Consider the following 14,537-nt stretch of genomic DNA (forward strand, 5'->3'; position numbering starts at 1 on the left):
CCGTTCCCATGGTGCGGTAAAACCCCCATGGTGCGGTGTCGCAAAACGGCTTGATTTCGCGGTTGTGGAGAAAGTGTGTTGCCGCACCATGGGAAGGTCACCGCACCATGGGGCGGTGCATGGACGCCTCGCGCGCCAAGGCGCGTCGATGGTATTCGCCGCGGCGCGCGTTGGGACGGAGGGACGGGTCTGCGAGCGCGCGATGCGCGCGGCTCGGCATCGCCGTGAACGGCATGCCGGCCGCGTCCGCCACACGTCGCGCGAAGTCACATCGTCCGTCGGCGTCACGTATGTCGTCGGCGAACGTCTCGATGACCGTCCACCCCATCGCGCGCAGCTCCCGGCGTTTGCGCTGGTCCCGGACGTATTGGCTGCGGAACCGGCGATGATGGTCGCCGTCGTATTCGATGGCGACACGGCGCTCCGGGTACGCCATGTCAACGACGTACCGGGTCGTTCCACCGGGAGCCGCGACGGCATGATGCATGACCGGCATCGGCAGGCCATACCGCAGCAGCGCGAGCCGCGAACGGGTCTCCTGCACGGAGTCGGACGGTCGCATGAGCGGTCGGGCCGCGTCGCATCGCGCCCGGCCGGCGATGCGGCGAAACGCCGTAAGCCGATTGGCGAGATCATCGAACGCGTACCCGAATCGTCGGACGATCGCTTCGCCGAGCACCACCATCTCGGTGAGATCCAGATATCGGGCGTATTGGATCCACGTATCGATGGGATGCACGCATACCAATCCGTTGGGGAACGTATACGTGGCGAACGGCTGGTTCCAGGTGCGGAAATCGACGCCGTCGAGGGACGATCGTGCCACACGGTCGCGCACGACGACGCGGAAATCACATCGTGGCAGTCCGCCGCATCGTGGCGTTTCGACGGCGTACAGCGTCAACGCCGTGTCCAAGGCGAAGCAGGTCGTGCGCTCCGTCCTCACCCGCGGCAGCAGCCCCAGGCACGCCTGCGCCTTTGCCGCCGCCTGTTCGTTCAGGCGGCGTCTCACGTAATCGTGGACCTCGCCGTCCATGGGCGCTTCGTCATAGCCGTATGTGTTCATCCGGGCATGATAACCGAAGCCGGATCGGGAGGGACATGATTCCGGGCGATGTGGATAACCCGGTCGATTCCGGATGCCGCTACGGCGTGTCCCGTCGGATTGTCCACAATCGGCGAAGTCGTCGTTTCGTCCTAATGTACGAACGGCATCGTGAATACGGGTTCTTCGATATGCCAGAGGAACCGAACGAAAGGAAACCAGCCAAGTTGCGCCTGTGAAGGATGACGGTACTCCAGCGGGACCACGCGTCGAAGCGTGCCGCCGCGCGTCATCCGTCAATGGGCTCAGGCTTCCGCCCGTCCGGGCGTGGCCGATCGCAGGCGACGATATGCGCCGGGCCCGTTGGCCGTATCCGGTCCCACGCCGTCATCGACATCGCATCCCAAGCGGCACGCCCGACGTGAAAGGCGCGACCCATGCAACCCTCCATCCTCACTCTCACCAATATCACCTTCACCTATCCGGACGCTCCGGAGCCGTTGTTCGCCGACGTCGACGTATCGTTCCCGCGCGGCTGGACCGCCGTCGTCGGCGACAACGGCATCGGCAAATCCACACTCATGGCCATCGTGCGCGGCACCGTCATCCCCGATGGGGGAACCGTCACGCCCAATCCGAAACGTCTCGTCATCGGCCATTGCCCGCAAGGCGTCGACGTCTCGCCGGAACGTCTCGACATGTTCGCCGCCGACTGGTCGCCCGAGACGATCGCCGTACGCGACATGCTCGGCGTGGGCGACGACTGGCCGTACCGTTACGACACGCTGTCCGGCGGCGAGAGGAAGCGCGTGCAGCTCGCCTGCGCGCTCGCCGCACGCCCCGACGTGCTGATACTCGACGAGCCGACGAACCATGTCGACGCCGTCGCGCGGGCGCGCATCGTCGACGCGATGCGCGCCTACCGCGGCATCGGCGTCGTCGTCTCGCACGACGCGGCGCTCATCGACGCGACCTGCGGCCGGTGCGTCGTCTTCTCGCGACGTCACGTCGGCTCCCGCAACGTGACCGTCGTCGACGCGGTTCCGGGCGGATGGACGCAGGTCTCGGCGACGATCGCGGCGCGCGACGACGCCGACGCCGCCGCGTTGTCCGAGGCGCGGCGCGAGACCGCCCGATTGGCGGCGTCCCGCGCGCGGGAGTTCGGCAAGGTGCGGCAGGTCGAGGCGGCGAAACGCGGCGGCCGCCATATCGACCGACACGACCATGACGCGAGGGACAGACGCCAATTGGCGAAGATGACCGGTCTCGACCGCGGAGTCACCCGCGCCTACGCGCGGCTCGACGCCCGGGCGATTGCGGCGCGGCGGCGGGAGGCGGATCTCACGGTCGCGGCGAAACGCTACGACGGTGACATCTGGATGGACATTGCGCCGAGCCGGCGACGCGAATTGATACGACTGGATTCGGGCGTGGTCCGGTTCGACGGACGGGACGCCGCCGATACCGGGCCGGAAAGCGTGAGCAAGGACGGCCTAGGACTCGACTCGTCCGACTCGTCCGGGTTGTCGCGGGCCGTCGTCTCCGGCGGACGCATCCGACTGTCGCCGGCCGTCGACGAGACTTCGGCCATAGGACTTGCGATCCCGACGATCTCGGTCGGTCCGCGCGACCATGTCGCGGTGACGGGGCCGAACGGCACCGGCAAGTCGACGTTGTTGCGCACGATGCTCGCGCACGCCGCCGACGTACCGAAACTGATTGTCGCCCAGGAACTCACCGACGATGACCGCGATACGGCGATGGGCCGTTTGCAGGGGCTGTCCGCCGGCGACCGGGCCCGTGTGCTGGGCGCGTACGCGCGGCTCAACGCCGACCCGGACCGGCTGTTGGCCGGGGAATCCCCGTCGCCGGGCGAACTGCGCAAGCTTCTGGTGTGTCTGGCGTTGCCGGACGGTCCGCAATTGATCGTCATGGACGAGCCGACGAATCATCTCGACCTGTCGTCGAAGGCGTCGCTGGCCCGCTTGCTGGCTGATTACCCGGGCGCGCTGGTCGTCGTCTCCCACGACGAGCGCTTCCTTGGAACCTGCATTCCCATGGTGCGGTAAAACCCCCATGGTGCGGTGGCGTGAAACGGCTTGATTCCGGGGTTATGGAGGAAGTGTGTTGTCGCACCATGGGGACATCGCCGCACCATGGGGATGGGGTGCGGATGGAACCGGTTATAGGGAACGGGTATAGGCGCGCCGGGCGGCGGCGTGGTGGGCGCCGCTATGCTGGGCGGACGAACGCATGACGAAGGGGGACTTATGACGTTGGAGATACTGGACTGGCATGACGGGGACCTGCTGGCGAAGCCGGTGTTCGACAAGCTGAACGCGATGGTCGCGGCCGGGGTGCCGGAATCGAAGATCCTGGGCGTGACCATCAACACGGACGAGGAGTCGGATACCGACCTGTGGTGCCCGAAGTACGGGGTGCCGTTCTCGATCACCGGCAACGTGGTCGTCGTGCACACGCACAAGACGCGCAAGGCGCCGCCGCAGTTCGCCGCCGCGTTCGTCACGGCGGACACGCGCGCCGACCTCAACGGCGTCGTCAAGCACACGCTGGAGGTGTCCAAGGTGAGCTTCGCGCCGATCGCGGCGGCCGTCGAGGCGACCGGCATGGAGTCGGGCGGCATGTCGCCGATCGGCCTGCCGGAGTCCTGGCCGCTGCTCGTCGACCAGCACATCCTGTCGATCCCGAAGCTGTATCTGGGTTCCGGCGTGCGCCCCTCCAAGCTCGTGGTGGACGGTTCGATCTTCGCCGACATCCCGGGCGTGCGGTTCGTCGCGGGCCTCGGCAAGCCGCGTCCGGTGCAGTGACGCGCGTGCCCATGGTGCGGTGAAACCCCCATGGTGCGATGAATCACCCATGGTGCGGTGGCGCGAAACGGCTTGATTCCGGGGTTGTGGAGGAAGTGTGTTGCCGCACCATGGGGAAGAGGGCGCTGGGGAATGGGGCGGGATGATGGATAGGCGTCTCACATGGTGAACTATTGATGTCCGGCTGGTAGTCTGCCGGTAACACAGTGCCGTTATACTGACCTCCCATGTCAGAGAAACTAGAAGAAACGCGCCCCGTCGCGCCCCTCGTGCCGGGCAATGAGACCTCCGGCCACCCGCTCGTCGAGCTGACCCACGTCGAGAAGCACTTCGGCGATCTGCACGTCCTGAAAGACATCAACCTCACCGTCAACAAGGGCGAGGTGCTCGTCATCGTCGGCCCGTCCGGCTCCGGCAAGTCCACGATGTGCCGCACCATCAACCGTCTGGAGACCATCGACTCCGGCGACATCCGCATCGACGGCAAAGCCCTGCCGCAGGAGGGCAGGGAGCTCGCCAACCTGCGCGCCGAGGTCGGCATGGTGTTCCAGTCGTTCAACCTGTTCGCCAACAAGACCATCCTGGAGAACGTGACGCTCGCGCCGATCAAGGTCCGCCATATGGACAAGAAGGAGGCCGAACGCCTCGCCATGGACCTGCTCGCCCGCGTCGGCGTCGACTCGCAGGCGGGCAAGATGCCCTCCCAGCTCTCCGGCGGCCAGCAGCAGCGCGTCGCCATCGCCCGCGCGCTCGCCATGCGCCCGAAGGTCATGCTGTTCGACGAGCCGACCTCCGCGCTCGACCCGGAGATGGTCAACGAGGTGCTCGACGTCATGGTCGAGCTCGCCCACGAGGGCATGACCATGCTGTGCGTCACCCACGAGATGGGCTTCGCGCGCAAGGCCGCGGACCGCATCGTGTTCATGGCCGACGGCCAGATCCTCGAACAGAACACGCCCGACGAGTTCTTCGAGCATCCGAAGACCGAGCGCGCCAAGGACTTCCTGTCGAAGATCCTCACCCACTGACGGACCGAGGGAAAGACAAGAAGGCAAGCATATGACGTTCAAACCATCAGTGAAGCGGATGGCGCGCCGCGCGGTCGCCGTCGTGGCCGCGCTCGCCTGCACGATGTCGCTGGCCGCCTGCGGCTCCGACGAGGCGGGCAAGATCCGCATCGGCATCAAGTTCGACCAGCCGGGCCTCGGTTTCAAGAAGTCCGGCACCTACGTCGGCTTCGACGTGGACGTGGCCAAGTACATCGCCAAGAAGCTCGGCTACTCCGAGGACGAGATCATCTGGAAGGAGGCCCCGTCCAAGCAGCGCGAGGCCATGCTCCAGAACGGCGACGTGGACATGATCCTCGCCACCTACTCGATCACCGACGAGCGCAAGAAGGCCGTCTCCTTCGCCGGACCCTACTTCGTGGCCGGTCAGGACCTGCTCGTGCGCAAGGACGACACGTCCATCAACGGCCCCGAGGACCTCAACGGCAAGCGCCTGTGCTCCGTGACCGGTTCGACCTCCGCTGCCACCGTCAAGGAGAAGTTCGCCTCCGAGGTGCAGCTCATGGAGCAGCCGGGCTACGCGGAATGCGCGACCGCCCTGTTCTCCGGCATCGTCGACGCGGTCACCACCGACGACATCATCCTCGCCGGCCTCGCCTCAGCCTCCCGCGGCAAGCTGCGCGTCGTCGGCAAGCCGTTCACGCAGGAGTACTACGGCGTGGGCATCAAGAAGGGCGACACCAAGTTCGCCGCGCAGATCAACAACGCGATCGTCGACATGATCCAGGACGGCTCCTGGAAGCGCGCGATCAGTGACAACACGAAGGGCACGGCGTACACGCCGAACGCGGAGTACAACCCGCCGACGCCCGACGAGGGCGAGGGGGACAAGTGATGAACGGATTCCTCGAACTGTTCAGCCAGTACGACGTGCCCGGCGCGTTCCTCGTCAACATCGAACTGACCCTGTGGAGCGCCCTGTTCTCGATGATCCTCGGCGTGATCCTCGTGGTCATGCGCATCTCGCCGATCTCGTCCCTCAGGGCCGTGGCCGGCGCCTACGTGGAGCTGTTCAAGAACCTGCCGCTCACCATCATCATGGTGTTCATGGTGCTCGGCGCGTACGCGCAGCTGAAGCTCACCTTCTCCGACACGTTCGCCACGAACTTCTTCTGGCTGGCGGTCATGGGCCTGAGCCTGTACACGGCCGCGTTCGTGTGCGAGTCGCTGCGCTCCGGCATCAACACGGTGCCGCTCGGCCAGGCCGAGGCGGCCCGCGCGCTGGGCCTCGGCTTCATGCAGTCCGCCACCGAGATCATCCTGCCGCAGGCGTTCCGCGGTTCGGTCGCCCCGCTCGGCAACACGCTGATCGCGCTGCTCAAGAACTCGACCGTCGCCGCCGCCGCGTCCGTCTCCACCGAGACGTCGTCGCTGATGAGCCAGATGATCGAGTTCCGCCCGGACGTCATCATCCAGATCTTCCTGATCTTCGCGTTCGGCTACGTGATTCTGATCATCCCGATCGGCATGCTCACCACGTACCTGTCCAACAAGCTCGCCGTGAGGAGGTGACCGAGTCATGGCCGATACTTCCAATTCCGTCCTGTTCGATGCGCCCGGTCCGAAGGGCCGCCGCACCATCCGCATCATCAACTGGGTCGCCGGCCTGGTCTTCGCCGTACTCGTCGTACTTATGCTCATGCGTCTGCACAACCCGCCGGACGGCGAGAACCAGCTGAGCTGGGAGCTGTGGAAGCCCGCCCTCGAGAAGGAGGCGTGGACCGACTTCTACCTGCCTGGCCTGTGGATGACCGTCAAGGCGACCGTGCTCGCCGTGGTCGGCGCCGTCCTGTTCGGCCTCGTGTTCGGCGTGGGACGACTCCTGCCGAACCCGCTCGTGCGCGGCGTGTCCGCCGTGATCGTCGAGTTCTGCCGCGCCGTGCCGGTGCTGCTGCTCATGATCTTCTTCTGGCGCTGGTTCGCGTTCGCCGGATTCCCGAGCCCCTCGTACTGGGCGGTCGTCATCGCGCTCGTGCTCTACAACGGCTCGGTCGTCGCCGAGCTCGTGCGCTCCGGCGTCGGCAATCTGCCGAACGGCCAGCGTGAGGCGTCCCTCGCCCTGGGACTCACCGAAACGCAGTCGCTCATCCAGATCGAGGTGCCGCAGGCCGTCTACGCGATGCTGCCCGCCGCCGTCACCCAGCTCGTCGTCGTTCTGAAGGACACGGCGCTCGGCTCGATCATCATGTACACGGATCTGCTGCAGGAGTCGCGCCGACTCGGCTCGATGTACTTCAACATCCTGCAGACGCTCGTCATGGCCGCGGTCATCTACTTCATCGCCTGCTGGCTGCTGTCCCGACTCGCCGAATGGCTGCCGGAACGCATGCAGCAGCGCACGGCCGCGCCCGCCGAGCCCGAGCCGGTCGCGCCGATCGCCGCCGGCGACCCGTCGAACATCAACCAGATCGCCGTCGCCAAGGAGGTGGAGGAGCTGCCGCTCGGCGGCGCGCCCCGCCAGTACCACGTGCACCACCGCGGCACGAACGCGTCGATCCGCAACTGGCGCCGCACCCGCTACGAGCAGGGCTACGACGCCACGCAGCCCGAATCGCAGATCGATCCGGAGACCGGCCGTCTGATCCGCGACGAGGAGGCGGAACGCAAGGCGAAGGCCGCGAAGGCGGCGCGCCTCGCCGCCAAGGCCGCCAAGGAGAACGGCGGCGAGCCGCCCGAACGCCACGACCAGTACGGCCACGGCGAGAAGCACGACCGCGCCGTCTTCAAGCCGCACGGCGACATCGGCAAGAAGGACCACAACCACGACGACATGGGGCACCGTCTGAAGATCTGAGCGACACGAAGAGTTCACCCATCGTTCGGCCGCGCCCCTCGTCGCGTAGCGAAACGGCGGATAGGTTAGGGAGCATGACACCGTTCCCGAACCTGTCCGCCGTCATCGTATCCGCGCGCATCCGGTCCCTCCGCGCCGTGGCCGCCGTGTTCGTCGCCGCGACCGCGGCCGTCGCGGCCGTCGCCCTGGCCGCCGTCGCGCCGATTCCCGGCGCCGTCCCCGCCGCGCGCGCCGACCAGCTGCCCAACCCTGACTGGGCGGCCCTCCTCGCCGACTACGAGAAGGACTACTGGAAGGCGCCCACCAGCGCGCGGGACGGCGGCAAGGTGCTCGACAAAACCGTGATGAAGCGCGACGGGGACCTCGCCGTCGCCATCAACCACAAGGGGGCCGAAGGCGCCGACGCCGACGGGCTCACCCCGCAGCGCAGACGCGCGCTCGTCGACTCCGACCTCAGGGCGCGCGAGACCATGCCCGACGCGCTCGGCCCCGTGCTCGGCCGCTACATGCGCGAAGGCATCGACGGACACCGGCTCGGCCGCGTCGTCGACCTGTTCCGCTTCGACGTCGCCTCCACCTACGAGTCGAAGCGGGCGGCCATGCACCCGCGGCCCTACCTCGACCGCTCGGTGAGCGCCTACAACGGCACGAACGACCTCGCGGGACTGCCCGCCACGCTCGACATCAGGCAGGTGCCCGCATGGGGCGACCACGTCCCCGGCTATTCGAACCTGCAGAAGAACAGCTCCTACCCGTCCGGACACACGACCACGGCCTATTCGTGGGGCGTAGCGCTCGCCGGCATGATCCCCGAACTCGCGCCGCAGATCATGGCGCGCACCTCGGAGGCGGGCAACAACCGCATCGTGCTCGGCGTCCACTATCCGCTTGACGTCATCGGCGGGCGCATCGGCGGCTCCGCGCAGAACGGGCAATACTGGCACAACGAGTTCGGCACGTCGGTCGCCCCCGCCGCGCGGCAGCTGCGCGCCTACCTCACCGAACGCTGCAGGGCGGACGGCCACGGCGCGACGCTCAAGGCGTGCATCGCGGACCTCAAGGCCACCGGCGAAGGCGGCTATACGAACGGGTTCCTCGACCCGATCGCCGACGAGCCGGTCAGGGACCGGGCGTCCGCCGTCCGCGTCTACGTCAAGCGCATGACCTACGGATTCGCGCAGAACAAGACCGAGAAGGGCGAACCGTTCACCGCGCCGCGCGGCGCCGCCGACGTGCTGCGTCTCGCCTACCCGCAGCTGCACGCCGACCAGCGGAACGCGATCCTCGCGAAGACCGCGCTCGACTCCGGATACCCGTTATGGAAGTCGTCCGACGGCTGGCAGCGCATCGACTGGGCGAAGGCCCTGTGCGCCCGCGTCACGTTGGATGCGAACGGCGACGTCGCCAAGGTCGAGACCGCCGACGACGCCGAGGGCGCGTTCGACGGTCCGACCGTCGTCAACGCGCAATACGCTGACCGCGGAAACCATCCCGACTCCGATGCGGCGGCCGGCGAGAACGGCGACGAGGCCGCCGGACCCGGGCCCGCGGCGAAGCGCCTCGATCGTCGGGCGCTCACCGCGGTCGCCCTCGGCACCGTCGCCGTCGCCGCGGTCGGCACGGCGTTGCGCGTGCGCGACCGCCGCCGCGCGCGCCGTGCCGCGTGACCGTCCGGTGCCGGCGAAATCGTCGCCACACGTCCGCGGCGGCGTACAATCGGCCCTATGGCCAAGGATGACAGGAAGAACGCCAAAGGCGGCGGCAGGACGCGCAAGTACGTCGACAAGGCGCTCGACCGCGCCGAGGAGCTGATCGGCTCGGTCGAGGACAGCGACAACGTGGCGGAGCGTCTCGCGCGCGCCGCGAAATCCAGCGAGCTGCTGAGCGCCGTCTGGTCGCTGCCGCCCGCGCAGCGGCTCATGTTCCACCACGGCGTCGACGTGGGGGAGCTGGCCGCGACGGGCGCGGGGAGCACCCCCGGCTTCGACGGCGACAAGTACGACGGCGAACGGTTCATCGACCTGAGCTCGTCGGGCATCGCCCGCTACCAGCGGCTCATGTACGCGAACGGCGTGAAGGGGTCGCCCAGAAGGCTGCTCATCGTGCTGCAGGGCATGGACGCCTCCGGCAAGGGCGGCATCGTGCGCCACGTGTTCCGGCAGGGCGACCCGATGGGCATCCACTACCACGGGTTCGGCAAACCCACCGAGGAAGAGGCGGGCCACGGGTTCCTGTGGCGCGTGGAACGCGAACTGCCCGATCCGGGGTGGATCGCGATCTTCGACCGCTCCCACTACGAGGACATCGTCATGCCGCACGTGTACGGCACGTTCCCCGAGGACGTGTGGCGGGCCCGCTACGACATCGTCAACGGGTTCGAGCGCAATCTCGTCGCCTCCGGATGCGCCGTCATCAAGATCTTCCTCGTCTCCAGCCGTGAGGAGCAGCGCCGGCACTTCCTCGCGCGCCTCGACGACCCCACCAAATACTGGAAGTTCGACGTCTCCGACCTGGACGCGCGCGACCGGTGGGACGACTACATGGACGCCTGGCAGGAGGTGTTCGAACGGACGAGCACGCCCGCCGCCCCCTGGTATCTCGTGCCCGCCGACAACCGCTGGTACTCCCGGGCCGTCGTCTCCGAACTGCTGCGCACCACGTTGCGGAACATGAACATGTCCTGGCCGCCGCTCGAAGCGGAAGTGGACGCCGACGAGGCGCGACGTCGGCTAAGCTAGGGAACCATGACCGACGAGAAGGAATACGAGGACGACAAGCGCTACGGGTCGCTGGGGCGGCTCGCCCCGGAATGGGACGGAAGCGAACGCGAGCGCAACCTCACGGACGACGACATCTACGAACGGTTCTTCGGCTGGGTGGAGGACGTCAAGGGCATCGAGCCATGGCCCCACCAGGAGGAGGCCATCATGGACCTGCTCGCCGGCGACCACGTGATCCTCAACACGCCCACCGGCTCCGGCAAGTCGCTCGTCGCGCTCGGCATGCACTTCGCCGCCCTGTGCACCGGCCGCCGCTCCTACTACACGGCACCCATCAAGGCGCTCGTCTCCGAGAAGTTCTTCGACCTCGTCGAGGTGTTCGGCCGCGACAACGTGGGCATGATCACCGGCGACAGCCACATCAACGCGGACGCGCCGATCATCTGCTGCACCGCCGAGATCCTCGCCAACCAGGCGCTGCGCGAGGGCGAGCATGCGGACATCGGCATGGTCGCGATGGACGAGTTCCACTACTACGGCGACCCGGAGCGCGGATGGGCGTGGCAGGTGCCGCTGCTCACCCTTCCGCAGACGCGCTTCCTGCTCATGAGCGCCACGCTCGGTAACGTCGACGCGATCGCCGACAAGCTTTCCGATTTGAACGACGTGCCCGACGTGGACGTGATCGCCGACGCGCCGCGGCCCGTGCCCCTGAGCTATGAGTACACGCTCGACCCGTTGGAGAAGACCGTCGAACTCGCGTTCAGGAACGGCGAGACCCCCATCTACGTCGTCCACTTCTCGCAGGACGCCGCCCTAGAGACCGCGCAGGCGCTCGCCTCCACCGGCGTCTCCAGCAAGGAGCAGCGCGCCGCCATCGCCGAGGCCATCAAGGGCGTCAAGTTCACCACCGCGTTCGGCAAGATCCTGCAACGGCTGCTGCGTACCGGCGTCGGCATCCACCATGCGGGTATGCTGCCGCGCTACCGCCGCCTCGTCGAACAGCTCGCCCAGCAGGGCCTGCTGCCCGTCATCTGCGGCACCGACACGCTCGGCGTCGGCATCAACGTGCCGATTCATTCGGTCGTGCTCACCGCCTTGACGAAATTTGACGGCACCAAGATGCGCCGCCTCAAGGCCCGCGAATTCCACCAGATCGCCGGCCGCGCCGGCCGCATGGGCTTCGACACGGAAGGCCTCGTCGTCGCCGAGGCGCCCGAATACGAGATCGAGAACCAGAAGGCCATCGCCAAGGCGGGCGGCGACCCGAAGAAGCTCAAGAAGGTCAAGCGCAAGAAGGCGCCCGAAGGCTTCGTCACGTGGAACCAGAACACGTTCGACAAGCTCATCGACGCCGCCCCCGAAACGCTCGTGCCGCACCTCAAGATCACGCATTCGATGGTGCTCAACGAGGTCGAGCAGGGCGGCGACGCCCGCGCGCGCATCGATGACCTCATCGACGATTCCGCGCAGACCCCCGATCAGAAGGAGAAGCTCCACCAGCGCGCCGACGAGATCTTCCAGACCCTGTTCGACACCGACGTGATCGAGGTGCTCGAAGGCCGCGACGGCGGCAAGGACTACGTGATGACGCTCGACGTGCCCGACGACTTCGCGCTCGACCAGCCGCTCTCGCCGTTCCTGCTCGCCGCGCTCGAACTGCTCGACCCCGAGTCGGACACGTACGCGCTCGACGTGATCTCCATGGTCGAGGCGACGCTCGACGACCCCAAGCAGGTGCTGCGCGCCCAGGAGCGCGCCGCCCGCGACAAGGCCATGGCCGACATGAAGGCCGACGGCCTCGACTACGACGAGCGTATGGACCGCCTTCAGGAGATCACCTACCCGAAGCCGTTGGAGGACATGCTCGACGCGGCGTTCGACCAGTACCGCCACGACGTGCCGTGGGCCAACGACTACTGGCTGAGCCCCAAGTCGGTGGTGCGCGACATGGTCGAGACCGCCTCCGACTTCACCGGCTACATCGCCCGCTACAACATCGCCCGCTCCGAAGGCACGCTCCTGCGCTACCTGTCCGACGCGTACCGCGCGCTCGCCCGCACCGTGCCGCCGGAGAAGCGCGACGAGCAGCTGGACGACATCATCGCCTGGCTGCGCGTGCTCGTGCGCTCCATCGACTCCTCGCTCGTCGACGAGTGGGAGAACGCGGGCGCGGACGGCTCCACGGACGCCTCCGAGGCGGCCGCGTCGCTCGCCGCCCCCGGCGCGCGCGACGCCGTCGTCGAGGACCGCCGCGGCCTCACGGTGCTCGTGCGCAACGCCCTGTTCCGCCGCGTCACGCTCATGGATCTCGACGATCCGGACACGCTCGGCGCGCTCGACAAGGACTGGGGCTACGGCGTGCACGAATGGGAGGACGCGCTCGACGACTTCTATGACGAGCACGAATACGTGAACACCGACGCGAAGGCCCGTTCCGCGGAGCTCTTCATGCTCGACACGAAGCACGAGAAGGACGAGCACTCGTGGAAGGTGCGTCAGATCATCGATGACTCCGACGGCGACCACGACTGGGCCATCGAAGGCGTCGTCGACCTCGACGCCACGCAGGAGAGCGGCGAGGTCGTCTTCTTCGACTACAAGGTCGGCAACGAATGACCGACAACGACCTGTTCGCGGCGTCGGACGCGCCCGACGAGGTGACGCGTCCGCTCGCCGTGCGCATGCGCCCGCGCACGCTCGACGAGGTGATCGGGCAGTCCCACGTGCTGGGGGAGGGTTCGCCGCTGCGGCGTCTCGCCAATCCGGCGTCGAAGGGCTCGCTCACCGCGCCCAGCTCGATCATCATGTTCGGGCCTCCCGGCGTCGGCAAGACGACGCTCGCCACGATCGTGGCCCGCCAGTCCGGCCGCGTGTTCGAGGAGCTGTCCGCCGTGACCAGCGGCGTCAAGGACGTGCGCGCCGTGCTCGACCGCGCGCACGAGCGGCTCGTCTCACGCGGCGAGGAGACCGTCCTGTTCATCGACGAGGTGCACCGCTTCTCCAAATCCCAGCAGGACGCGCTCCTGCCCGCCGTCGAGAACCGCGACGTCACGTTCATCGGCGCGACCACCGAGAACCCGAGCTTCTCGGTCATCAAACCGTTGCTCTCCCGTTCCGTCGTCGTCAAACTCGAATCGCTGGAACCGGAACAGCTCGACGACCTCGTCCGCCGCGCCCTCGCCTCCGAACACGGGCTCAAAGGCGAGGTGAAGGCCACCGACGAGGCCATCGCCGAGATCGTGCGGATGGCGGGCGGCGACGCGCGCAAGTCGCTCACCATCCTCGAGGCGGCCGCCGGCGCGGTCACCGGCGACAAGGCGCGCGAGAAGGGCAGACGCCGCCCGTCCATCACGCCCGACGTCGTCTCCACCGTGATGGACGTGGCCACCGTGCGCTACGACAAGGACGGCGACGACCATTACGACGTGATCTCCGCATTCATCAAATCGATGCGCGGATCCGACCCGGATGCGGCCGTGCACTACCTCGCACGCATGATCCGCGCCGGCGAGGACCCGCGGTTCATCGCCAGACGCATCATGATCGCCGCCGCCGAGGAGGTCGGCATGGCCGCTCCGCAGATCCTCCAGGTGACGGTCGCCGCCGCGCAGGCGGTCGCGCTCGTCGGCATGCCGGAGGCCCGGATCATCCTCTCCGAGGCGGCGATCGCCGTGGCCACCGCGCCCAAGTCGAACGCGAGCTACAACGCCATCAACGAGGCGCTGGCGGACGTGGACGCCGGGCACATCGGCGCCGTGCCGCTGTATCTGAGGAACGCGCCCACCAAACTGATGAAGGAGTGGGGCAACCACGAGGGCTACCGGTACGCGCACGACTGGCCGGGGGCCGTCGCGCCGCAGGAGTACCTGCCCGAGGACCTGCGTGGACGGCGCTACTATCGGCCGAACAACCGCGGCTACGAACGCGAGGTGGGGGAGCGGCTCGCCCGCATCGAGCCGATCCTGCACTCCGGCGACGGCCCGCGGGACGGACGGGACGGACGGGACGCCGGGACGGGAACCGATCGGGAAGAACGGACGAAACAGGCGGACAGGTAAGCGGTTACGGGGTACAATGAGC

At 67.6% G+C, this 14,537-nt stretch carries 10 protein-coding genes and 1 pseudogene; 10 read left to right on the top strand and 1 reads right to left on the bottom strand.

The features are described from left to right. Window positions 1–97: 97 nt before the first annotated feature. A complete protein-coding gene (locus AC1AYD_RS00510; protein ID WP_476544531.1) occupies window positions 98–1,066 on the bottom strand; it encodes an endonuclease domain-containing protein in 969 nt (322 codons plus the stop codon). Between the two features lie 416 nt (window positions 1,067–1,482). On the opposite strand from AC1AYD_RS00510, the gene AC1AYD_RS00515 reads away from it, so the two are divergent. From AC1AYD_RS00515 to AC1AYD_RS00560, 10 genes and pseudogenes are all read left to right on the top strand, one after another. Then, the gene (locus AC1AYD_RS00515) at window positions 1,483–3,114 is read left to right on the top strand and encodes an ATP-binding cassette domain-containing protein (protein WP_476501970.1); all 1,632 of its coding nucleotides are present in this window, start codon (window positions 1,483–1,485) and stop codon (window positions 3,112–3,114) included. A gap of 201 nt (window positions 3,115–3,315) precedes the next feature. Then, a complete protein-coding gene (locus AC1AYD_RS00520; protein ID WP_476501969.1) occupies window positions 3,316–3,873 on the top strand; it encodes a YbaK/EbsC family protein in 558 nt (185 codons plus the stop codon). A 227-nt stretch (window positions 3,874–4,100) separates the two neighbouring features. Then, window positions 4,101–4,901 (top strand): amino acid ABC transporter ATP-binding protein, encoded by an 801-nt coding sequence (locus AC1AYD_RS00525; protein ID WP_476501968.1) that lies wholly within the window; start codon window positions 4,101–4,103, stop codon window positions 4,899–4,901. Window positions 4,902–4,932: 31 nt separating this feature from the next. Continuing rightward, the gene (locus AC1AYD_RS00530; protein WP_476544532.1) at window positions 4,933–5,775 is read left to right on the top strand and encodes a glutamate ABC transporter substrate-binding protein; all 843 of its coding nucleotides are present in this window, start codon (window positions 4,933–4,935) and stop codon (window positions 5,773–5,775) included. Next, complete coding sequence (locus tag AC1AYD_RS00535) at window positions 5,775–6,452, top strand: amino acid ABC transporter permease (RefSeq protein ID WP_476502039.1); 678 nt, start codon at window positions 5,775–5,777, stop codon at window positions 6,450–6,452. Before AC1AYD_RS00530 ends, AC1AYD_RS00535 begins: the two co-directional genes overlap by 1 nt. Before the next feature lie 7 nt (window positions 6,453–6,459). After that, window positions 6,460–7,557, top strand: a pseudogene (locus AC1AYD_RS00540) (amino acid ABC transporter permease); the annotation flags it as partial. Between the two features lie 251 nt (window positions 7,558–7,808). After that, complete coding sequence (locus tag AC1AYD_RS00545; RefSeq protein ID WP_476544533.1) at window positions 7,809–9,401, top strand: acid phosphatase; 1,593 nt, start codon at window positions 7,809–7,811, stop codon at window positions 9,399–9,401. Window positions 9,402–9,458: 57 nt separating this feature from the next. After that, window positions 9,459–10,472, top strand: coding sequence for a PPK2 family polyphosphate kinase (locus AC1AYD_RS00550; RefSeq protein WP_476544534.1), 1,014 nt, complete (start codon window positions 9,459–9,461; stop codon window positions 10,470–10,472). A gap of 6 nt (window positions 10,473–10,478) precedes the next feature. Then, on the top strand, window positions 10,479–13,073 hold the full coding sequence (locus AC1AYD_RS00555; RefSeq protein ID WP_476544535.1) for a DEAD/DEAH box helicase: 2,595 nt from the start codon (window positions 10,479–10,481) through the stop codon (window positions 13,071–13,073). After that, the gene (locus AC1AYD_RS00560) at window positions 13,070–14,515 is read left to right on the top strand and encodes a replication-associated recombination protein A (RefSeq protein WP_476544536.1); all 1,446 of its coding nucleotides are present in this window, start codon (window positions 13,070–13,072) and stop codon (window positions 14,513–14,515) included. The genes AC1AYD_RS00555 and AC1AYD_RS00560 overlap by 4 nt, the downstream gene beginning before the upstream one ends. The last annotated feature ends 22 nt before the right edge of the window (window positions 14,516–14,537 follow it).

The organism is Bifidobacterium sp. LH_426 (assembly GCF_056356875.1).